A 22,667-nucleotide genomic window follows, 5' to 3' on the forward strand; every position below is an offset into this window, starting at 1 on the left:
GTGCGGGAACCGCCGCTTTGGCTACGGCTTGTGACTGCCTAGAACCCTCCGTCATCCACCGAAGCTGCCCCCTCCACGCCATCTAAGCGTATGCTCAATCGGCACTAGTCACTCCAATGACCGCCTGAAGGCGGAACTCCAACCCTCTCCGTTCCCGCCAGCAGGGTTGGAGTTCCGCGTTTACGCGGTCAGAATCCTGGCCCCGAGCACAAGCGCCCCCGACCGAAGCCCTCTCACCTCTTAGCTATGGCAGAGCTCATTTGCGAATCACCCGAGTCCCGCGTTCGCGAATACATTTCCAACTTGTATCTCCAATGGCTTGCCGCCAGGGACTACATGGGCAGCGGCCCCTTTGACTACGACCCGGTGGCGTTCCAGAAATGGAATGAGGCCTGCAAAGGGGTACAGCAACGTCACTTCACCCCCGATGCCCCAAAAGATGAATTTGGCTTAGGCTACTCCTGGAGCCAGCCTGCCCACCATTCGGAGCACGAGCGCATCGTCAATGTCCGGGCCGAAACAGATTTCGCGGTGATAGAAACTGAGAACGCGGAACATTTTCCTGCCTTCTATGAGTATGAGTTGAAACACGTGGGCAACGACTGGCGGATCACCAAGGTATCACCCTTCTATGCGCCGGAAGGCGAGCCTCTGTTCGAGGATTCGCTCAAGAACAAGATCTTGGCGATGGTGCACCCCGACGCTCCCCTGCCAGATTTGTCCACCGGCATCAGTCCCAATTGCGATCGACTTTTTGACGACAACCGGACGATAAAACTTTGGGGTCAGGAAACCCCGTTGAAAGTGGTATCCGCAGGCGTCCTTCACTTGCCCTCCGGTGCTATCGGAGTTCATGACTTCGGCAGAGACTTCGATGACTTCCTTCCCTTGAGCCGATCAGTCGTTCCAGGCGACTATCCCGTAGAGCTCACCGTCGTTGAGGGGTATGGAGCTGCGGCTCGCATCATCTTCCGGCCCGATTGCCAAGTCGTCAGATGGGCACCCGCCCCAACGGTTGATGGAGGCTCTCATCAGGCAGAGATAGCCTATATGAACCTCGCCTTTGTGGATGCTGGCTCCCTGATGTCACTGAAGAAAAGAGAGAAAGAACGCCATTACTATCTTTCATACCTCGAACCAATTCGACAGGACATTACCGGAACACACCGATCAATGCACTTGCGGTCAAGTCCGCCGGAGAATCCAGACGCCATCTGCGTAAACGCCCGAGACAGCACTGGTGATGCCTCGTGCTACTGGGGCCTCGCCGCTGACGGCAACGTTGTCAGTTTGGTCGCAGATTTTCAGTTCATTGCTGAACCTCAGCTCGAGACCATTCTGGTCCCCTGGAGCTTCAGTCAATGGAACACCTCCATTGACCACCCCCTGCTCACCCGGTGGAATGTCACGATCTTCCTTGGCGGCAGCCAAATTGGCACCGGATTCCATGTCATTGGTGAAAACTTTGACTCTGCCCGGCTGCTGGATTCCACTGGAAATGTCATCGCCAACTCCGAAGCAGGCCCCAATATTGACACCCACTTGGGAAGCGTCCATTTGATCAACGAAGTACTGACTGACGTTCAGAACGCCACCATGGAAATCACGATCTCCACGGGGTACAAGAATTGATGAAAAGTCGCCACCACAGGAGCGACGAACTCCACCTTCCCTGAGCCTAATAGCAGTCGGTACTCCAACCTTCTCCGTTCCCGCCAGCAGGGTTGGAGTTCCGCGTTTCCGCGGTCCGGCCACTGCCACCGAGCGCCCTCAGCCCATCCACAACTTACCTCGAACCCAAAAACCGACGCACCGACGCACCGACGCACCGACGCACCGACGCACCGACGCACCGACGCACCGACGCACCGACGCACCGACGCACCGACGCACCGTCACCCAAAAATCCCCTTTCCACACCCCGCCGCCCCATCTACCCTGTCCCTGTGGAAACGGTCGCCCTGCGCTGCAATCACTGTGGAGCCCCTCTCGAAATCGGGCCCGCCACCCGGTTTGTCACCTGCCAGTTCTGCCACAGCCAGCTCGCGGTGAAACACACCGGCTCGGCCGCCTACACAGAGGTCATTGAGCAGATCGCCGCCACCACGAGCCAGATGGCGGGAAACTTGAAGGTGATCGAACTTCAAAACGAGCTGGAGCGTCTCGATCGCGAATGGACAGACCACCGGGAGACCTTCTACGTCTCAGGGAAAAACGGCCACCGCAGCCCACCCAGCCCCGCGGGAGCTGTGATTGGCGCGGTGATCGGCATCCCATTTCTGATTTTTTGGATCAGCACGGCCAGTTCCATGGGGGCTCCGCCGGTGTTCCCCATCTTCGGACTGGTGGCACTAGGGTTCATTGCTTATCAGCTCTTCTCCAACGTCCAGAAATCGGAGGGAATGGAGTCCGCGAAAGCGGAATACCAGGGTCAGCGTGACCGACTCCTCCGCCAGATTGCTGAGGCACGGCAAGGCCAGGCATAAGAATGCCCCCGGCCGGAACGTTGGTTTGTGCTGCCTCTCAGCGTTTCCGGAGTTAATTCCAGACCGGATCTCGCGGGGGAGATTTCCCTGTCCACCCTGCGCGAAACTTGCTACACCTTCTTCATCATGCGCCCGTTGCTTTTCACCGCGCTGTGGCTGGCCCTCGGCAGCGGCCTCGTCTTGGCCAAACCCAAGCCCAAGGCTGACTCCGCCGCAGGCTCGCACGCCCATTCCGTGGAGGAGCTCACCGTGGCGGCCCGCCCCTCGTTGGTCACCGTCACCCAGATCGGCCGCGGAGGCAGTCAGGAGGCGCTTGGCACCGGGTTCATCATCAGTTCGGACGGCCTCATCGCCACGAACTTGCACGTCATCGGGAATGCCCGCCGCATCAAGGTGCAGCTCTCCGATGGCTCGATGCACGACGTGACGGAAATCCACGCCACAGACCCCACGCTCGACCTCGCCATCATCCGGATCGGCAAGAAGGACCTCACCGCGCTGCCTCTGGGCGACTCCGACTCGATCAAACAGGGCCAGCCAGTGGTGGCTCTGGGCAATCCCCAAGGGCTGGAATTCAGCGTCGTGGAGGGGGTGATCTCTGCCCTCCGGGAGGTGGAGGGATCCAACATGATCCAGATCGCCATCCCGATCGAAGAGGGCAACAGCGGCGGCCCCTTGCTCAACCTCAAGGGCGAAGTACAGGGCGTGATCACGCTCAAGAGCGCGGTCACGAATAATCTCGGCTTTGCCCACTCGGTGAATGACCTGCGGCTCCTTCTGGAGAAGCCCAACCCCATCCCCATGCAACGTTGGCTCACGATCGGCCGCCTGGACGACCGGCTGTGGGAACCACTGCAAGGAGCCAGCTGGACCCAGCACGCAGGCGTCATCCAGGTGGACGGCTCGGGTGAAGGTTTCGGCGGCCGCTCCCTGTGCCTCAGCAAGGAGAATCCGCCCGCCATGCCATTCGAGGCCAGCGTGACCGTGAAACTGGACGACGAAGGCGGAGCGGCGGGGCTGAGCTTCTGCGCAGATGGCAAGGATGTGCACTACGGCTTCTACCCCAGCGCCGGTAAACTGCGGCTCACCCGTTTCAACGGACCCGATGTCTTCTCGTGGTCCATCCTCAGTGACGCCCCCAGCCCTGCCTACCGCTCTGGAGACTGGAACACCCTCCGGGTGCGGGTGGATGAGAACAAGATCCAGTGCTTTGTGAATGACACCCTGGTGACAGAGCAGCAGGACTCCGGTCTGCGCGGTGGTCGGGTGGGCCTCTGCAAGTTCCGCCAGACCAAGGCCTACTTCAAACACTTCCAGGCAGGGGAGAAGGTCTCCCACAGCCAGATCTCCGACCAACTTGCCTTGCAACTCAACGCCGAGCTCACTGACTACCTCGCGCAGAAGGGGCCCAAGGACAAGACGATGGAGAAGCTCCTCGCCGAGCCTGCCGCTTCCCGCAGTCTGCTGGAGCAGCGCGCCAAGACGCTGGAGGAGCAGGCCGCCACGCTGCGCAAGCTCGGGCGGGAAGTACATCGCCGGAATACGGCGGAGGAACTTGTGAAAGTGCTGCAACGCCCCGCCGACCAGACCGAGCTGATGAGGGCCGCTCTCCTCGTGGCTCGACACGACAATGCCGAGCTGGACACCGATGCCTACTTGCGCGCCGTGGAGCGCATGGCCTCTGAGCTCAAGAAGGATCCTGAGATCACATCTGGCTCCACCTCGAAGGCTGCGGCCCGGCTCGCGCAATACCTCTTCAAGGAAAACGGTTTTCACGGGTCCCGCAGCGATGCCATCGACGACCTCTCCAACAGCTACCTCAACCAGGTGCTGGATGACCGCGAGGGCATCCCCATCACGCTCTCCATCGTTTTCCTCGAACTCTCCCGCCAGCTTGGCCTCAAGGACGTCTATGGCGTCTCCCTCCCCGGGCGGTTTATGGTCGCCTACCGCGAGCAGTTTGGCGGCGAGAAGGTGGAGACCTACATCGACGTGTTCGACGGCGGTAAGTTCCTCCAACCCTCCGAAGCCGAGCGGTTCATCATCCAGACCACGGGACAAGTGGTCAGTGAAGCCCAGCGGGAGCCCGCCACACCCCGGGCAATGATCCTGCGACTGCTCTACAACCTGACCAGCTTCTCCAAAAAGCCGGAGCTGTCCCTGCCTTATCTGGATCTGATCCTCGCTCTGGAGCCCGATTCACCCGGCGAACGCCTGAACCGAGCCTTCACCCGCATGAAGACCGGCGACAGCCCCGGAGCCAAAGAGGACCTGAAACGCCTGCTGGAAACAGCGCCTACGGGACTGGATCTACAGCGCATTGATGCGTTGTATCAGTCGTTGTAGTCCGACGGTCCCCGTCGGTTTGCGAGCGAAGGGATGGCATAGGGCAGCACCATAAGGTCCACTTCCCGCCCGTCGGCGTTTGACCGTATATCCCCGCAGCGACTGAGCCGATGGGGACCATCGGACTACACCTATCGCGACGCTTCAGGAGGATCGCTCGCTGGCACAGGTCGCTGTTCCTCGAAGAGGATACGGCTACAAGCCCAACGTTGACGAGCTTCCAGCGAGTCTACGTTGGGTACATGAAACGATGACTCCTACTCCGAAGGAGTTGCGGCGGTCGGGCGACGCACCACGTCCGCCACACACCTGAACCGGCTGACGCCTGTGACTACTTTGGATCACTTCGTCCCCTCAGCCGGCAGCTCCATGTACTTCGGCCGTTTCAACATCTTCGTCAGCGTCATGCCATCCGAGAACTCCACCTCGGCAATCCGCCAGGCCCCGTTCTCCTGGGCCATGACCACCACTTCCCCGCCCTGGTCATAACTCTTCCCATCAGCCTTGGAGGTAAACTTCACCTCAAACCGGGCTTTGTTCTTGTCCTTCTCCTTGCCGGCCGCCTCCGTCACCGCCGCACTCATCTCACCCTCCATCGTGGCGCTGATGAAATAACCTGAATCGGCAAACAACGGCTTCTCCACATTGGCGGGGTCGCCCTTGGCGGCGGCGAAACCTTCGTCATAGGCCTTCCCGCGGGCTTCCTCCACCTCCAGCAGATGGGCCAACTCCACCGTGCACCAGGCCTTGATGACTGTCAGATCGGCCCTCGCCCCTTGGGAAAGCCGCGCCAGCTCCTCCTTCACAAATGTCTCAAGCCGCGCCTTTGCTTCGGCCGTCGGCGCCGTGTTACTGACGTTGTAATTCACCTCAAACCGGCTGTTGCACCCCACCTGCGCCAGTGAGGCCAGGGCAACAAGTCCGGCGAAAACCAAAGGAGAAGAAAAACGCTTCATGGTGCCCGCAGCCTACAGGCACGCGTGGCAAAACACAATCCCGCGCATCCTCACCATCAAGCCGCAACTTGAGGTGTCTTCTTCTCCTCCCGCTTGAACCATCCTGCGCCCCATCCCGTCCGGGTCTGCCAGGCCTCCAGCAGCAGGACCAGCACGAGGGCCACCGCCAGCCACCTTTGAAAATCCTTCCATGCCGGCGGGCGCGGCGCATTCCACACATCGCTCAGATCCACCCGTTCCGCCCCGCCACTGCGGGTGCTCACCGACTTCAGTTCATCGAGCCGCTTGCGCTCGAAACTCCATTCGGGATTCGTGACGGCATTCACGGGACCGAAGGCGAACGCTGCATCACCAATCTTCACCGCCCCACGCAGATAGGTACCCGGCACCAGCTCCACCGTGGCCCGGTAGTGTCCCGGTGCCAGACGCTCCCACTCTGCCGGGGCCGCCTGGATGTCATCCCCTTGAACCAAGACCAGCTGCGGAGCATGCGCGGCGATCCGCTGGTTCCAGCTCTCGTCGTAGAACAAATCAGCTCTCAGCTTGCTGCCTTCCAGCGCCGTGCGCAGCCCCACCCCAGGTGGGACGGTCTCCCCCATCAGCCAACGAGCCAGGCTCTGGGCAAACCCACCATAACCCGGCCAGCTCCGCGTGGTGGCGGAGAAATCCCCCCCCAGAGGAAACGACACCGAGGCCACCCTCCCCGCCCCCCGCTGCCAGAAGGCCACCAGCGGCGCTGCGTACTCGTCGCCACTCACAGCGGCTTGGGTTGCCCCGGGCCGCAGGTAGCTGAGATTATACCCATCCACTTTGGGCAGCCATTCCAGATTGCCCGAAGCCATTTCCATCCAGCCAGGGGTGCCTTTCAGATCAATAGGCTCCTCGATGAAGGCTGAACGCGCCACGGCCACCGTCTCCTGTGCAAAGAGGGCGGGCAGTTCCTTCGGGTCGGAGTTGAAGAAGATGCGTCCGTTTCCGCGCAGGGCCACATCCTTAAGGAAATCGGCATCACTGTCTTTCTCCGTGCCCAGGCCGATGACGCTCACCGTCCCCTTCTCTTTGCTCATCTTCTCCAGCAAGGCCTTGTATTCGCCGGGTTCCTCAGCGTCCGCCGCATCAGCAAACAGGATGATGTGCCGCTGCCCCACTTTCGCCTTTTCCAATTCAGCCCAGGCCCGCTTCAACCCTTGATAAACGTAGATGCCCCCACCTGTACTCTCCACGCGGCGCACGGCATTTTGAAGCGTGCCACGATTGCTCCCCACAGCCACCAGCGGGCTAATTTCGTGGGGCTCGCTGTCCACGGCATAGACGCATGCCATGTCGTTGTCACCCAGCAGTTCGATGCCACGTGCCGCCCCTTCATTCGCGAGTTGCATCTTCACCAGCGAGGTACCCGGTGCGGTCATGGCCATGCTTCCGGAGCGGTCCATGACGATCGCCATGGCCACCGCGAGCTTTCGGTGCTCCTGTTTCAACTCCATGCTCACCGGCAGGAGCGGCTCCACCGGGGAGCCGAAGTAGCCCCCGGCGGCAAAGCTGAACTTGCCCCCGATCATCGCCAGACCACCACCCTGGTGGTTGACATAGAAATCCAGTGCCTTGATGAACCGCGGATCCAGACGGTAGGCGGGCACGTTGTTGAGCACCACCACCTTTGTCCCGGTGAGCGAGCCCACATTGAGCAGGCCCAGCTCCGTAATGAGTTCCACCTCGAACCCCTGGGCCCGCAGCGCCTGGGCCAGCGGATCGTTCTCATAGGAGGTGGCCAGCACCACCCGGGGGCCACCCTGCACCTCCACCCACTGGGAGGCGGCGTTGTTTCCTGCAACGGCATCATCCGGGGCCATGAGGCGCGCTTCATAGTGGAAGGCCCCCGCCACGCCCAGCCGGTCGGTGAAACGCAGCCGTCCCACTCCGTTGATCACCTCCACATCCCTCCGGCCGATGCTCTGGCCGTTCCGGCTGAGCTCCACGGGGATCTTGCCATCCCTATCCCCCAGCACCACGATCTCTGCGAGAAACGCCTCCCGCAACTGCACACGACGCGGCAGGGCCAGCGCGGCGATGCGCCAGTCCCCCACGGTGCTCTGGGCTGCGAGACGGTAATCCAGCGGCACCCCTTGCTCACGCAGGCGTTCGGCCAGACCGTCCAGAGGCTCCGTGCTGTAACCATCCGTCAGCACCAGCAGGCGGCTGGCCCGGCTCTCGGGGAGCTGGGCCAGGGTGTAGGAAGCCGCCGATTTCAGCCGCGTGGCCCCGCGGGGACCCGCGTACTGGGTGCCGGAGCCTGCGCGAATCTGGGCTCCGCGAGTCACAGCCTCCCCTGCAAAGTCCACAAAGTGGAGCCGGTCAGACGGACGACGGGATTTTTCCAGAATGGTCTCCCATTCCGAGATTCGGGGGCCCAACAGATCGCCGGCCGACTCGGACTGGTCCACCAGCACCCAGAGGTCCAGCGCATCACTCTGCTTGCGCACTTCCGGCTGCACCAGCAGGGTGGTCACGACCAGGAGACAAAGCACACGCAAGGGTCGTGTCAGCTTCAGTCCACGCCAAAACCACCCTGCCACCGCCAGCACGGGGATGAGGAGCAACCATTCAGGGGAGAGGAGACGCATGAGATATTCAGAGTTTCAGGAAACAGACGCACAGCTCAGCTTCGGGCGGCGACGATGGAGCCCGCAGAAGAACGTGCCGGGCCGGAGCGCCAGCCCCAAGCCCCCAGCAGACAAGCCAATACCAGCAGCACCCACAGGCCCGTCAGCGGATCGGCCTCGGTCTGTTTCAGTGCCGCCTCCCAGCGCCGCGCATCCACCGTATCCAGCGGGGCAGCTTCCCGGAAATCAGCCTCACGCGTGTCGGCGAAGTGGATCGCCCCGCGGATCATCGCCTTGCCCCCCTCCTCCAGGTCAAAAAAGCCCACGCCATCCGGAACACGCCCGGTGAACTCCGTTCGCTTGCCATCCCGCAACAACGTGAGTGCGGCGGGGGCGGTCCCAGGAGCCGCCTGAGGTGGGGGCACCTCCAGATTCTGCCCGGCCTCGAAGTTGCCTGCCCAAGGCTCCCGCTTCGCCTTCCGAATCTGCTCCACATAGCGATGCAGCATCACCAGCAAGGCCGGATGCCGGGCGGCATTCGACTGGGAGAGGTCCCAAGCCAGAAGCAAGCGGCGCACTGGCGTGCCGGTCGCGGTGAGATCATGCCGGAGCAAGGCCAGCGGGCGACCGCCCTTCCAGAGCAGCGGCTCGTCCCGGTCCGTCAGCCCCAGTTCCATGGGACGAGGAGTCAACAAGCTCATCCAGTTGAGGTCGCGGGTGAGCGGGTGGTCCTCCGCCACGGTGTAGTTGCCATCCAGCGGCAGGTTCTCCCCGCCTCCACCCAAAATCTGCACGGCATCCGTGTTCACAGGATTCCCCAACTCCGCAACCGTGAGGTCAGGTACCTGGGTGACTGGCGTCACGGCCACGCCATCCAGCGCCTGCAACATCTTCTTCATCCCTCCACCAGGGGCCGACCCTGCCTCAAACGCGAGATTCACCACTCGTTCCACCGGACGCTGCAGGGGCATGCGGTCATCCCAGGTGAACTGGTCTCCGCTCAGCACGAGCGTGGCACGATCCACGCCGGGAGGCAGTTCACCCGCCAGCTCTCCAGTCTGGCCGGGAGCCAGCGTAACGTTGGAACGCTGTGGCTCCGTTTTACCCTCCTGTTCCACCCACCACTGGCGGGTCTGCGGGGCTTTACCATAGTTGCGCACCAGCACTGACCACTTCACACCGGAGTCGGCAGCCCCTGGCTTGATGAGAGTCGTCTCCACCCCGGCCCAGCCGACATTCTCGATCTCTTCACCCGCCGAGAGCACCGCGACCCCGGTGGCCACCTCCGCCTTGCGGTCTGTCACGAAGATGACGATGCCATGTTCTTTCACCAAACCCGAGCCCACCTGGAGGGCTTCATCCGGCCGATGGGTGCCCAGCACGGGCTTCCAGCCATCATACGCCCGCAGCACGCCAGCCACCTCCGCTCCGGTATAGAGGGTGGGCTTGCGTACATCCGTCTCCAGCAGATGCCACTCCGTCCGCGCCGCCGCCCGGCTCCAGCCCCGCAGCTTTTCTGCGAGCAGCTCCCTCGTTGGTTCCTTGAACGCCTCCATGGAGACGGAGCTGTCCAGCACCACCACCACGGTCTGGCGGGAGTCCTCCTTGATCCAGCGCGGCTCCACCAGCAGCCAGGTCAGCAGGAGGGCAGCCAGGAGCTGAAGCCATAGCGGCATCGAGTTCCGCAGGCGCTCAAACTTCGCCCCACCCGTGCTCTCCGGCCGCACCCGCTCCAGCAGGAACAGAGTGCTCACCCGCAACCGCCGGGAACGCTCCTGCAGGAAGTGGATGGCCAGCACTGCCGGGATGGCGAGCAAGGCCCAAAGGCCGGCGGGGTTGGCGAGGAGGAGTCGCATGAGGACGGATCAGCAGTCGGTGGCCGGTTGAGAATCAGGGTTTCACGATCGGGGCCTTGTCCAGAATCTTGTCCAGCGCAGCGCGGGTGGCGTCATCATTGCCTTTGGTTTTCACCTCGAACTCCACCTCTTTGCTTTCACCAGGGACCGGGCCCGCGCCGTCGTCAGTGGCCGTGGCCCCCAGCTTGGCAGGGGCATTGGGAGCCGCTTCTTTCAGCCGGCTGCCGCTCTCTGCGGGCTTTTCCTTCTCGCTCCCGACTTCTTTACTCTCTTCACCCGTGATCATGCGGTTGCGCGCCGCGCCCGCGCCGGTGGTGCAGCTCGGGCCGTCCTCAGCAGGCACGGCACTGCCGGTGCTGTCCCCCTGGGTTCCGGTTTTCTTGTTGCAGGAAGACAGCGCGACCGTCAGGAGGACGGCTGCGGTGAAATGGATGAGTTTCATGTGGTTGAGAAAGGTGAGTTAAAGATTCAGGGGAAGGTTACGATGGAGTCGATGCCAGTGGTGCAGAAGGCGGTGACGGTCAGGGATACATTCAACATCAACTCCGCGTCCGGGTCAGCCCATTTCCACCACGCCCGCGCTCAGGGCCTCCGCCCGGAGGGCCACCAGGAAGGGAGGCTCCGCCGCTACCCTGGCCAGGCCCGCCCCGCGACGCACGGCCTGTTCCCGCCAAAGAGAGAAGTGCATCTGATAAGCACGGAGGTAGCGGACCAGGATGTCTTTGTCCACCCGCCGCTTGTCACGGAGCGCCGACTCACACTCTTCAAACTCGATGTTGCCGTCCCACGCCGGATGAGCCTCCTCAATGCAAAAGGGGGCGAACACCAGTGCGCGACCCTTCCCGTGGAGCAGGGCGTTCATCATGCGCTCTGGCGGAGTCTCGCTGAGCAGATCGCTCACCATCACCCGCAGGGATCCTGCGCGCAGAGGGCTCCGCTCCAACAGCCCGGCGACGTCGACCTTGGCGTTGAGGTTCGTTGAAACTTCACCACGGGGCCAGTCATGTGCCAGGGCCCGCTCCAGCGGCACATCCACCGCATCCCGGCCCAGGGCGTGAATCCGCACCGCTGCGCCAAGACGCAGAGCGCTCTCGAGACAGAAATACACCACTTCCCACGTGCGCTGCGCCTTGGCGGGTGTGAGGAACATGGAGGGGCTCAGATCCAGCAGCAGATCCACCTTGGGCGTGACCTCCTGACGGTAGAGCTTCATCGTATAGTTTCCCGTGCGGGCATAGGCCTGCCAGTTGATGTGGCGCGGATCATCCCCAGGGATGTAGGGACGCTGGTCCTGGAAGTCGATGGAACTCCCCGTCCCCTGCCCCAGCACGCTGCCCGCCACCCCGCTCCAATGCCCGCTGCGCAAAGGGAGCCGCGCCACGGCCGCCGCGCCCTTCATCCGCTGGTGCAAGGTCGCAAGTGCTGCAGGCTGGAAGTCTGCGGCGGTAAGATCCATCTGAGGGGGCGCGGTGCTCATGAGGAGGTGATTGAGGATCAGGATTGCGGAAGAGCTGGCGCGGCGGCTTCCTGGGTCTCGGGCTTGGATTGGTCTTCCAGCCGGGAGATGGCGCGAAACTCCTTGAACATACGGAAGCCCAGATAGGCCACCAGAATGACCACCACGGCGAAGGTCACCTTGAAATAGAAGTCCAGCGGCGTGCCATCCGTTCCGCCCTCCATGTAGGCAAACAAGGCACTGGACGGAAACGGCGCAAGCCACCGGTAGGCAACTTCCTTGGTCACCCCAGGAGTGCCTGCCACGATGGAGGCAATGGCGAACAGCAGGCCAAAGAGAGCCTGAATCAGCACATAGAGCCAGATCGGCTGGCGAACGCGAGGGAAGAGGAGCAGCACCGGCAGCGGGCAGATGGCGGAGGCATAGACCAGCACAAAGGTCACGATCAGCTCCATCTGTTTCAGGTCGGTCAGGCCGGACCCGGCTGTCACCGAAATCTGGTAGACAGCATTGAACTGCGCGAGATACAAAATGCCCGTAAAGAGCAGGGCCGTCGCCCACCCGGGATAGAGCACCCGGCCGGCCATCCGGCCCAGAAAACCCCGGCGCGTCCATGACGCATAGAGGCTGGGCAGGCGCACCGTGTGCTCACACAGCGCCTCCAGAATGATCCAGCCCCAGATGGGCGTGCACAGTAAGAACCACATTCCCGCCACATCCTCGTGCATGGTATAGGCCAGCACATTGGCCACGGCCGCCATGCCCAGGGCCGTCATCCGTTTCCGCGCCGAATGGTTCTCGGAAACAGGAGCGATGCGTGTGGCCGCGATCTCCAGCAACAGATACACATACAACCCCACCATCGTCGCGATCAGCCACACCGGAGGCCCACTGCCAGAAGCGCTGGCGAAAAAGAAAAACCCTCTGGAAAACAAGCTACCGACCCCGACGGAAAACATAAAGGGAAGAAACAGCACCAGCGCGATGATGCGGAACACCATCGGAGCACTGGAAAGCGCCACTGTGAAAGCAGTGAAGACAAAAGAAACCGCCACCATGATGGCAATGACGGACAGATCATCCACCACGTTCACCTGCCCGAAGAAGTAACGCAGCACGGCATATGGCAGCACCGCCGCCACCAGCAACAACGACTGCGCCACCAGCGCCACCCACTTGCCCAGCACAATGCGGAAGGCACTCATCCGCGTGAGCTGCACCAGGTCCAGCGTGTTTGCCTTCACCTCATCGCTCACCGCCATGAGCCCCCGCGCCGGCATGAGCACCAGCAGAGGAATCCAGACGAAAGCCCAGAAAAACCCGTCAAACCCCACCATCGCCCCCCGCGATGCTCCATTGGCCAGCGCCAGCAGTTGCATACCCACCAGCAACGTCATCACCACCTGCACCAGAATGAAGATGGAAATAAACGCCTTCGTCTTCAGCCCCTGCCGCAGCTCCTTCACTAGGATGGGACTGAGCCAGTCTGAGAAGTCGGGGGGAGGTAGGGTGTGGGTGGGGGCTGTTGTGGCAGGTGAGGACATGGGGAGTCAGGGAGCAGAAGTTCAGTGCGTCAGTGGGCGGTGCGTCAGTGCGTCAGTTTTCGTTGCGCGGGGGCGGCAGACAGAAGCGAAGGTGGTTTGAGATCATGGTGCCCAGCATGCGGCCGAGCTCGCGGCATTCTGCCGCGACGGTTTCACAGTCGGCCTTGTTCAGGTATTTGCAGGAGTAGGCCGTGCGCAGCCAATGCATCGTTTCTTGGAGTTCACCATCGGAGTCAGTCAGTTTGCTGAGGAAATGAGCCTCGTAGCGCCGCTTCGACCAGGCCTCTGCGATGTTAGCTCCAATAGCCCGTGAACTCCGACGCACCTGATCAGTGAGAGAGTACTTTTCCTCCGGTGGAAAAGTCAGGGTCAGCTTGAACACGTCCTGTTGAAACCGAAAACAACGTTTGTAGAGCTCCAGATCGCGATAAGACCTGGCCAGCGGCTTCCGCCCCTGTTTTTCACTCTCAAATTCCTCAGCCATGTCTCTATCTCCTTTCATAACCTCCCCCTTGACGCACTGACGCACCGACGAACTGACTTACTGTTTTTTCAGCATATCCACAAACGCATCCTCCAGCCGCCGGACCTCGCGGTGGAACTCCACGACCGGGATGCCTTCGTTGACCATTTTCTTCAGGCCGGCGGCGAGGAGGTTGAGGTCGTCACTGGCTACAGCGAGGCGGGCACCGTCGCGGCGTTGTTCGACCAGGCTCCAGCCGGGGTTCATGCCAGCCCAGAGATGGAGTTCCTCCACCTTGCCGAGCACGGTGATGTCGACCATAAGCTGGGAGTCACCGTTGCTGGCGCGACCGGCCCCGCGTCGGAGGGTTTCCGCAGCCCCGTGATACACGAGTTTGCCACCGTCGATGAAAAGCAGCGTGTCGCACATCTCCCCCAGCTCACTCAGAATGTGGCTGCTGATGAAGAGGGTCTTGCCACGCTGGGCCAGGAGACGGACGAGGTTCTTGAACTCCAGCCGTGCCTTGGGATCCAATCCCGCGGCCGGTTCATCCAGGATCATGAACTCCGGATCCGGCAGCAGCATGCGACCGAAGCAGAGGCGCTGGCCCATGCCCTTGCTCAGCTTGTTCATCGGACGGTCTGCGAGTACCAGAAGGTCGGCAAAGTCCATGACCTCCTCCACGCGGGCGCGGCGCTCGGCACGCTTGAAACCATAGGCGCGGGCAAAGAAATCAAGGTACTCGTACACCGTCATGCAGGAGTAGGTGCCGTAGTGGTCCGGCATCCAGCCGATGAGACGACGCACCTTCTCGGGCCGGTCCATCACATTCACACCCGCCACTTTCACCATGCCGCTGGTGGGAGAGTCCAGCGTGGCCATGATCCGCATGGTCGTGGTCTTCCCAGCGCCGTTGGCACCGATGAACCCCACCACCTGCCCACGGTGGATGTCGAAGTTGAGATCCTTCACCGCATGCACGTTGTCGAACACCCGGTGCAGATGCCGGACCTCCACCAGAGTCGCTGGCAGTGGAGGAGGTGGCGCGATGGAGCGGGCCGGGGATGGAGCAGGAGATGCCGGTGAAGACGCAGCGGCCTGCGGCGGTTCGATCTCGGGTGGAGCGGCAGAAGGAGTGTCCATGATGACGAAACAGGCTGGGGATGGAATGGAATCGGTGGGGCGGTTCAATGAAGCAACGGCGCCCCTCCGGCGGTGAGTTAGAGTTTCTTCACGTAGGTGCCCAGGATGATCAGGCGGTCGTCTTTCCAGTTAATGGAGCTGAGCGTGGGCACGGCCAGCTTCTCGGCATCGGCCGCCTCAGCATAGAGGCGTCCCGCCAGCCCCTTGGCGGGCCCTAGCACCTGCTCGGCGATCGGGCCACCATCTTCCTCCACCTTCTCCCTCACCCAGCTGCGGAAATCCTGCTCGGTCGCAGCACGCAACACTTTCTTCTCGCCCGTACCGAGATCATCCGCCACCCAGTAGCGGGGACCTTCCTCCACGAGGAAGATCTTCTTCAGGGGGACCTCCAGACTGGACAGCACCTCCGGCGCGCCATCGCCTGCCGCTGGCTTGAACTCGACGGCCGCCCGGGTGGGCCGCACGGACTGGATGAGCTGCCCCTGCACGGAGCGGCTGGCGAACCAGTCGCCCCAGCGGGACTCGCCGTTGTCAGCAAAAGTGCCCTCGCGGTTCGAGGTGCCAAAATTGGGCACACGCTCGTCATCGATGTCCAGAGGCATCATCCACACCTGTTCAGTGACCGGGAAGGTGCTTCCCATGAGCACGCCGGTGCGGGCCACCTGCTCCTGCAAGATCGTCATGCGCTTCTGCTCCGGTATCAGGGTGGCCAGGACCAGTCTCACCCCCGAGCCTCCCGTGCCGTCCTGCAGCACCATGAGCGCCACCAGCAGGGCACTCCCCGCCAGGGCGATGGCGGGCGTGGTCCAGAACAGGCGGTGCCGACGACGGCCACCTGCGAGCCAGAAAAGATTCACCGGACCAATGAGCACTCCGAAGGTCAGGATGAAGGTGAAGATCAATCCCGATTTCAGCGTGAGCTTGCCCACCTTTTCCTTGAGGCTCCATTTCTGATCATAGTCATCCAGGCGCCCCCAGGCACCCAGATCGCCGCCGTTTTTCACCCGCTTCGCCACTTCATCCAGAGGGAAGGTGTTGCCATCCCACACCAGTGCCTCCAGCCACCCTGCACCGTGCCTGATCTTGCCAGGACGATGCTCCGCACCGCTGACCATCGGGAACAGCTCCTTGACCGAGTCCCCTCCGGAACCGGCGTTCAGGACATAGAGCCGGCCTCCCAGAGAGACCCAGTCCAGCACGGCCCCTTTCGTTTTTGCATCCAGGCCCTGCCACTCCCCTGCGTCCAGCCACAGGTGGGCCAGCCCTGTGTAGCCGCGCCAGTCGTCCGGCGCATCCTTCACATCCACTTCACTGCCGATGAGTTCATTGCTGGAGCTGGAGCTCCCGGATCCACCGGTGATCTTCCCGCGCAATCCGCTCCAGCCTTTGATGGAGAGCTTCTTCCCCATCGCAATAAACTCGGTGCTGCTGCTGCGGTACGCCGAGCCCTGGGTGTGCAGGTTCCCCGCTTGAGGGCGATTGACACCAGGGCCCTCCACCGTGATGCCGAGGTTGCCATAGTAATAGGCATTGTCCGTCTGCGGGGTGACTGGCGCATACACCATGAGACGGCCGGACGACTCCGCTTCCACGGTGAGCTTCGCCTCGGTCGAGAGGCCACCACCATAGAGATTGCCCGCACGCAGCGTCCACGTATGCGGCCGGGAATCGCCGTTGCGGATGCGCAGCTCCAGCGGGACCAGCCCGTACTGGGGACACGTCTCCAGCCAGGACCGTACTTCGATGTTGAAGTTGGCACCGGTCTCCAGTCCCGGCGAGTAAGTTGTCCCGCCGTACAGCGGCAGGAGCAGGCCGACTGCCAACAGTGAACACAGAAGGGTGCGGATCATAGCAAACAAAGCAGAAAGGGAAAATGAGAGAGGAGCAGGGTCATGCACTTCCGGGCCTGAAAGACCCGCGGCACCAGCAACCCAGGTCACTGGCGCATTGAGGCACGAAGGTCAGATCTTGGCAGCCTTCAGGCTGGTGGGTAGCGGCTTGTCCTGCGCCGGCACCTGCTCCAGCAGGCGGGCCACAATCAGATCCGGCGTAAGCCCCTCCAGCTTGGCACCGTAGTCGAGCAGGAGACGGTGGCGCAAGACGGCCGGAGCGACAGCGCGCACATCTTCATAGCTGGCATTGAGCCGCTGATCCATGAGCGCACGTGCCTTCGATGCCGCGGCGAGGGCCAGCGCCGCACGGGGGCTGGCTCCGTACTTCACCCCGCCAGCATGCGGCTCGCCGGGATGCGTGGCCTTGACCAAGCGGGCAATAAAGTTCGCGACCGGCTGCGGCATGTACACGCGGCGGGTCAGGTCCAGGAGCCGGTTCAAGGAATCAGCCGTCATCACCGTTTCCACGGTGGGTTCCACGCCGATCTCGCGATGCAGCACGATCTTCTCCAGCGTGTCGGCATCGTTGCTCTTCACATCCAGCTTGAAAAGGAAACGGTCCAGCTGCGCCTCCGGCAGAGGATAGGTGCCCTCCAGCTCGATCGGGTTCTGCGTGGCCAGAACAAAGAACGGCTGCGGCAACGGGTGGGATTCACCCATCACTGTCACACGGCGTTCCTGCATGGCCTCCAGCAGGGCCGACTGGGTTTTGGGAGAAGCGCGGTTGATTTCATCTGCCAGCACCAAACTGGCGAAGAGCGGCCCCGGCTGAAACACAAAGCGTCGGCCCTCCGGCGTGTCCTGCAACATGGGGTTGCCCGTGATGTCACCCGGCAGCAGGTCTGGTGTGAACTGCACGCGTTTGGCCTCCAGAGCGAGCGCCTTGGACAGGCCTTTGACAAGCTCCGTCTTGCCCAGGCCCGGCAGGCCTTCCAGCAACAAGTGCCCCCGAGCCAGCAGCCCGGTGATCACATGATCAATGAGGGCCTCCTGACCAAAGAGCACCTGCTGCAGCGCAGCGCGCAGGCGGTTGATCGAGGCTGCACCTTGTGAGGCTTCTTCTTCAGTGAGTGGCTGGATGGGGGTCATTGAGGGATTGGATTCAGATTGTCAGAAATGGTGGGTTTGTGACGTGCAAGTCTTCCCACGCACCAAGCAAGTGAGTGCATGACGAGCATCAATGTGAAGATGCAGGTGCCAGCAACGAAGAGATCTTCTATCTCCCCAAGCTTGGCTTGGACATGTGGCACATCAGGAATCGACGGATGCGCCCGGAATTGAGCAAGTCTCATCCATGCGATGGACAACGGTACAATCACGGCAGCAAAGACCAGAACCAGGCGAGAGGACATCCAAGGCAATCTACCGCCCAGACTGGGCATACAACGGGCGGCGAAAATGGCAAAGATCACCATTTCCATGGCCCAAAGCCCCATTTCCAGATGGTAGCCGGGTGGAGGCGCCTTGGTCATTTGAAATAACGCTTCAGCGCCTCCCGTTCCCCGGGCAGCAGGGAGTTCTGCCACACCGCCGCCCCGCCGTCGCCTGCGTTCTGAATCGTGCCACCCTGCTTCGAACCCGGGTAGGCGTTCTCATCCACCTCGTGCTTGCCATCCTGCACCCCCATGACATCGCCAGGCGCGATACGGTTGAGATCGAGCTGCGCATTCAGGTTCTCCAGCTTCTTGGTGTCCAGATTGGTCTCGTCCTTCTTAAAGGTGAGCGGAGCCGTGCCCGGTCCACGAGTGATTCCCCCTTTGCCCGGCCCTTCCTTCTCACCTTCGCCGCCCGAGCCCTCACACTGGCTCAGCTTCAGTTCTGGGGAGTTCGCGAGGGCCTCTGCCAGCGCCTTGGCGTTATCCCGCAGCATTTGGGCCAGTTGCTCGAGCTGCTCCTTGGTGAGATTACCCATGCCATTCTGCCCCTGCCCGTTGGAGGCCTGCTGAAGTTGCTTCAAGAGCTGCTCCCCCGGCTTGATCCCACCCGTGCGCAGGCCTTGGGCGGCATTGGCCAGTTCACTGCCAATCGCATCTCTGGCCTCCTGAGGGAACGCATCACCCGCCGCCCGCAGCGCTGAAGCCGCCCGCTCTGCATCGGCCATGTTCTCAGAGAGCTCCCTCAACATCTCAGAGGTCTGCTCCTTCAAGTTCCCCGCCGCCTCCAGGCTGCCATGCTCATACCAGTTCTCCGCCGGACGCTCCAGAAGCTCCGCGATTTTTTTCTCCACCTCTTTGAGTGACTCCTCCTCGGCAGCGTCCTTGTGGCGCATCTCGTCGATCCACTGCTCCACGTCTTTCACCGCAGATGGCTTTTCGATCGTCCGCTTCTTGGACGCCGCCCGTGCCTCAATCGGCACCCAGGCCGCCAACGCCAGCAGCGCGGCCACCAGCCCCACGGTAATAAGAGGACGTTGCCATCTCCAGCGCACCGGCCAGGTGATTTTTTGGGCAGGCTCCGGCCACGCTCCCACCCCTTGCGAGGCGGCGGTCAGGCGGGTCTTCAGCCCCATCGCGTCTTCCAGACGGATGCGCGATGCCTCGGCCGATTCGAACTTCCTCCGCACCGTCCCCCAGGCCACGAGGGCTCCGGTCACGAGCACTCCTCCCAGAGCCGCCCAGACCCAGCGCAGCTCCACGCCCTCCATCCATCGCACCAGCAGGATCGCCACCGCGCCCGCGAGCCCGGCCGCCACCACCCACGTGAGCCAGCTTTCCAACCACCAGCCCAAATTCACAAAATGCGCCAGACGCCTGGCTGCCGATTGCCAGTAGCGGGCAGAGTTTTCTATTGGCATGGTGGAAAATTAACGACCCCATGCCCGCTTTGGCAACGGCTAAGTAGGGCTTCACACCCTTTTCACCCGATCTTCACCGGGCCTTCACGCGCCTACTCGGAGCCCGTGTCAGACAGGCCCTTTTTGTGGTTGATGCCGTTGACCTTCCTCGCCCGCGCCTCGCGGAAGAAGCTCTTCAGCACCTCCACGCACTCCTCGCCCAGCACCCCGGAGGTGATCTCAGAACGGTGGTTCAAGTTGGGGGCCTGGAGCAGGTTCCAGTACCCGCCGGCCGCCCCACCCTTGAGATCCGGGCAGCCGAAAATGACCCGCCGGACCCGGCAGTGCATGATGGCTCCGGCACACATCGGGCACGGCTCCTTGGTCACGTAGAGGTCGCATTCGTTGAGCCGCCAGTCCCCCAGTGCCCCCTGGGCCTGGGTGAGGGCGATCATTTCGGCATGGGCGGTCGCGTCTTTCAGCGTCTCCACCTGGTTCCAGGCCCGGGCAATGATCTGGCTGCCGTGGACGATGATCGCCCCGATTGGCACTTCATCCTGCCGGGCCGCCTTGCGCGCCTGGCGCAGGGCCTCCCTCATATAGTGGTCATCCCCCAGGGGCTCTTCAAAGTTGATCTCAAAATCCACTGGCCAACATGCGCAATCCTGGGCCAGTGCGCAATCGGTTGTGACCAGTTCCGCCCTCTGGCCCTCACCTCACCGTTTGAAAAGCCGTCCGGCCCGCGCATACTGCACCACAATGGACTGTTTTACGCCTCTCATCCTCCCCTCCCTGCTCGCTGCCGATTTTTCCAACGTCGCCGTTGAAGTGAAACGTGCCGAGGAAGCCGGTGCCAAATGGCTCCACCTGGATGTGATGGACGGAAACTTCGTGGACAACATCTCCTTCGGCCCCGCCATGATCGAGGCCGTGAAGCGCCATACGGACATGTTCCTGGACGTGCATCTCATGATCCAGCGCGCCGACCACTTCCTGGACCGCTTCATCAAGGCGGGTGCGGGGAACATCAGCGTGCATGTGGAGGCCCGCTACGACACCTCCCTGCTCTCCACCCTGCAACGGATCAAGTCCGCCGGGCTCAGCGCGGGTCTCGTACTCAACCCCGCCACCCCGTTCGAGGCCGCCATACCCTACCTCCACTTGGTTGATCTGCTCCTCATCATGACCGTGGTGCCAGGCTTCGGCGGCCAGCCCTTTATGGAAAAGGAAACCATGCCCAAGCTCGCCGCAGCCCGCGACTACCGCGAGGCCCACGGCCTGAAGTACCACCTCCAGGTGGACGGCGGCATCTACGTGACCACCGCCCCCATCGCCCGCCAGCACGGGGCCAATCTCTTCGTCGCCGGCACCTCCTCCTTCGGCCCCCCAGACATGAAGGCCTCCATGGCCGCCCTGGCGGAATCGGTGAAATAACCTTCCGGGAATCCCCTCTGCCGCGCCCGCCTTCATTCAGGCAGCGCGGCATTTTTTTGATATGAGCCCGGTTTTGCGGGGAATCGAGCCTGCGACTGAACAGGCTGAAGCCTGTGACTACTTTTCCGGCAGCGATGCAAAAAAGTAGTTCAGAGCTTTAGCTCGGTATTGGGAGACATGGATAGCCCGACTGACGGACTAAAGTCCTGCACTACTTTGTCGAGCCCTCTCCCTACGCAAACAACTGCGTCACCGCCTTGGCCTTCACCAGCTCGCGCGGCTGATTGAGGTGATTGTAAACAATCGTCTCGGGATCGATGCCAAACGCATGGTAGATCGTCGCCAGCAGCTCCGCGGGATGCACCGGGCTGTCTGCAGGTGAAGAGGCCGTGGCATCGGACTTGCCGTGCACATAACCGCGCTTGATACCCGCACCCGCCACGATGCTGGTGTAGCAGTAGGGCCAGTGGTCGCGGCCATCCGCGCTGTTGCCATTGCCGCTGGTGCTCACGCCCTTTTCCGGGCTGCGGCCAAACTCGCCAATCGCCACCACGAGCGTTTCATCCAGCAGACCGCGGCTGTCCATGTCATCAAAGAACGCGGAGAGCCCGGCGTCCAGCATGGGGCCGCTCTGGTCCTTCATGCGCTTCGTCAGGCCCACATGGTGATCCCACGAGTGATTGTCGGAATTCGCCACCTTGGGCCAGATCACCTCCACCACGCGGGTACCGGCCTCAATGAGGCGGCGGGCCAGCAGCAGGCTCTGCCCAAAGGTGTTTTTCCCATAGCTCTCCCGCACCTTCTCGGGTTCGCGGTCTAACGCAAACGCATCACGCGCCCGGCCACTGGCAATGAGGTTGAGCGCACGACTGTAGTAGTCGTCCAGGCTCATGTCCTTCACGGCATTCTCGATCGCCGGCATCTGGTCGCTCAATGCCTCACGCAGGCGGGCTCGGCGCTGTAGACGCACGCTGAAGAGGTCCGGCCGCAGTTGCAGATCATCGATCTTGATGCGGCTCATCTTCAGCATGTCCATGTCATCGCCGTCCGGATACAGCGTGTAGGGATCGTAGCTCTTGCCCAGGAAACCAGCCGTGCCGCCTTTGCCAATGACGTTGGATTCCTGCAAGGGACGCGGCAGCATCACGAACGGCAGCATCGGCTCATCCAGCGGACGCAGCCGGATGATGTTGGAGCCGAAGTTCGGGTAGTCCTTCGCATTCGGCGGCTCAAGCTGGCCGGAGGGGCTCACCTTGTCCGTGGTGTAGCCCGTCATGATCTGGTAGATGGCCGCCGTGTGGTTGAAGAGCCCGTTCGGCGTGTAGCTCATGCTGTTGATCATGGTGAATTTGTCATTCACCTTGGCCAGACGGGGCAGGATCTCCGTGAAGTGATGCCCGGGGATCTTCGTGGGAATGGTGTTGAAGGCGCTGCGCACCTTGTCCGGCACGTTCAGCTTCGGGTCCCACAGGTCAATGTGGCTGGGCCCACCTTGCAGATAGATCATGACCATGTTCTTGGCCTTGCCCCACCCTGGGGAACCCGCCGCGCTGGTGCCGCTGGCAGCCGCAGCAGCCTGAGCGCGGAAGATGTTGTTGAGCGTCAGGCCCACCATGCCGGCCCCACCGATGCGCAAAACGTCGCGTCGGCTCAGCCCCAGATGGGAGTCACACAGATCTTTGGCAAGCTGGCCGGGTATGCGAAACATGGCAGTCGGG

Annotated in this window: 18 protein-coding genes; 4 read left to right on the top strand and 14 right to left on the bottom strand. The window is 62.1% G+C overall.

Annotated elements, in window-relative coordinates:
• The first annotated feature begins 246 nt into the window (after nucleotides 1–246).
• The 3 genes from BV106_RS31445 to BV106_RS36535 all read left to right on the top strand — a co-directional run bounded on the left by BV106_RS31445 (nucleotide 247) and on the right by BV106_RS36535 (nucleotide 4,832).
• Entirely contained in the window at nucleotides 247–1,632 is a 1,386-nt protein-coding gene (locus BV106_RS31445; RefSeq protein WP_038171531.1) for a DUF4241 domain-containing protein, read from the top strand.
• Between the two features lie 314 nt (nucleotides 1,633–1,946).
• Nucleotides 1,947–2,486 carry a hypothetical protein gene (locus BV106_RS31450; protein WP_038171533.1) on the top strand — a complete coding sequence of 180 codons (540 nt, stop codon included), beginning with the start codon at nucleotides 1,947–1,949 and terminating at the stop codon, nucleotides 2,484–2,486.
• Between the two features lie 126 nt (nucleotides 2,487–2,612).
• Entirely contained in the window at nucleotides 2,613–4,832 is a 2,220-nt protein-coding gene (locus tag BV106_RS36535; RefSeq protein ID WP_051946636.1) for a tetratricopeptide repeat protein, read from the top strand.
• A 341-nt stretch (nucleotides 4,833–5,173) separates the two neighbouring features.
• On the opposite strand, the gene BV106_RS31460 is transcribed toward BV106_RS36535, so the two are convergent.
• The 13 genes from BV106_RS31460 to tadA all read right to left on the bottom strand — a co-directional run bounded on the left by BV106_RS31460 (nucleotide 5,174) and on the right by tadA (nucleotide 20,162).
• Nucleotides 5,174–5,788 carry a hypothetical protein gene (locus BV106_RS31460; RefSeq protein ID WP_038171535.1) on the bottom strand — a complete coding sequence of 205 codons (615 nt, stop codon included), beginning with the start codon at nucleotides 5,786–5,788 and terminating at the stop codon, nucleotides 5,174–5,176.
• Between the two features lie 56 nt (nucleotides 5,789–5,844).
• Nucleotides 5,845–8,409 carry a VWA domain-containing protein gene (locus tag BV106_RS31465; RefSeq protein WP_038171537.1) on the bottom strand — a complete coding sequence of 855 codons (2,565 nt, stop codon included), beginning with the start codon at nucleotides 8,407–8,409 and terminating at the stop codon, nucleotides 5,845–5,847.
• 35 nt (nucleotides 8,410–8,444) lie between these two features.
• Nucleotides 8,445–10,244: a BatA domain-containing protein gene (locus BV106_RS31470; protein ID WP_038171539.1), complete on the bottom strand. Its 1,800-nt coding sequence runs from the start codon at nucleotides 10,242–10,244 to the stop codon at nucleotides 8,445–8,447.
• Nucleotides 10,245–10,278: 34 nt separating this feature from the next.
• On the bottom strand, nucleotides 10,279–10,686 hold the full coding sequence (locus tag BV106_RS31475) for a hypothetical protein (RefSeq protein ID WP_038171540.1): 408 nt from the start codon (nucleotides 10,684–10,686) through the stop codon (nucleotides 10,279–10,281).
• A gap of 114 nt (nucleotides 10,687–10,800) precedes the next feature.
• Nucleotides 10,801–11,721 (bottom strand): DUF58 domain-containing protein, encoded by a 921-nt coding sequence (locus tag BV106_RS39055; RefSeq protein WP_051946639.1) that lies wholly within the window; start codon nucleotides 11,719–11,721, stop codon nucleotides 10,801–10,803.
• A gap of 17 nt (nucleotides 11,722–11,738) precedes the next feature.
• Nucleotides 11,739–13,244, bottom strand: a complete 1,506-nt coding sequence (locus tag BV106_RS39060; protein ID WP_038171542.1) for a hypothetical protein — start codon at nucleotides 13,242–13,244, stop codon at nucleotides 11,739–11,741.
• Between the two features lie 52 nt (nucleotides 13,245–13,296).
• Nucleotides 13,297–13,728: a four helix bundle protein gene (locus BV106_RS31490; RefSeq protein ID WP_038171544.1), complete on the bottom strand. Its 432-nt coding sequence runs from the start codon at nucleotides 13,726–13,728 to the stop codon at nucleotides 13,297–13,299.
• A gap of 57 nt (nucleotides 13,729–13,785) precedes the next feature.
• Complete coding sequence (locus tag BV106_RS31495; RefSeq protein ID WP_265596273.1) at nucleotides 13,786–14,850, bottom strand: ABC transporter ATP-binding protein; 1,065 nt, start codon at nucleotides 14,848–14,850, stop codon at nucleotides 13,786–13,788.
• Between the two features lie 77 nt (nucleotides 14,851–14,927).
• Nucleotides 14,928–16,700 (bottom strand): hypothetical protein, encoded by a 1,773-nt coding sequence (locus tag BV106_RS31500; RefSeq protein ID WP_038171546.1) that lies wholly within the window; start codon nucleotides 16,698–16,700, stop codon nucleotides 14,928–14,930.
• A gap of 111 nt (nucleotides 16,701–16,811) precedes the next feature.
• Nucleotides 16,812–17,831, bottom strand: coding sequence for an AAA family ATPase (locus BV106_RS31505; RefSeq protein ID WP_038171548.1), 1,020 nt, complete (start codon nucleotides 17,829–17,831; stop codon nucleotides 16,812–16,814).
• Entirely contained in the window at nucleotides 17,828–18,214 is a 387-nt protein-coding gene (locus tag BV106_RS31510) for a hypothetical protein (RefSeq protein ID WP_038171549.1), read from the bottom strand. Before BV106_RS31510 ends, BV106_RS31505 begins: the two co-directional genes overlap by 4 nt.
• Nucleotides 18,211–19,536, bottom strand: coding sequence for a hypothetical protein (locus tag BV106_RS31515; RefSeq protein ID WP_038171551.1), 1,326 nt, complete (start codon nucleotides 19,534–19,536; stop codon nucleotides 18,211–18,213). The genes BV106_RS31510 and BV106_RS31515 overlap by 4 nt, the downstream gene beginning before the upstream one ends.
• A gap of 92 nt (nucleotides 19,537–19,628) precedes the next feature.
• Nucleotides 19,629–20,162, bottom strand: coding sequence for a tRNA adenosine(34) deaminase TadA (gene tadA / locus BV106_RS31520; RefSeq protein ID WP_038171553.1), 534 nt, complete (start codon nucleotides 20,160–20,162; stop codon nucleotides 19,629–19,631).
• A gap of 112 nt (nucleotides 20,163–20,274) precedes the next feature.
• Between tadA and rpe the strand changes: the two genes are divergently transcribed.
• The gene (gene rpe / locus BV106_RS31525; RefSeq protein WP_038171556.1) at nucleotides 20,275–20,949 is read left to right on the top strand and encodes a ribulose-phosphate 3-epimerase; all 675 of its coding nucleotides are present in this window, start codon (nucleotides 20,275–20,277) and stop codon (nucleotides 20,947–20,949) included.
• A gap of 232 nt (nucleotides 20,950–21,181) precedes the next feature.
• On the opposite strand, the gene BV106_RS31530 is transcribed toward rpe, so the two are convergent.
• Entirely contained in the window at nucleotides 21,182–22,657 is a 1,476-nt protein-coding gene (locus BV106_RS31530; RefSeq protein ID WP_038171558.1) for a DUF1501 domain-containing protein, read from the bottom strand.
• Nucleotides 22,658–22,667: the final 10 nt, after the last annotated feature.

Source organism: Verrucomicrobium sp. BvORR106, from assembly GCF_000739655.1.
GTDB lineage: Bacteria > Verrucomicrobiota > Verrucomicrobiia > Verrucomicrobiales > Verrucomicrobiaceae > Verrucomicrobium.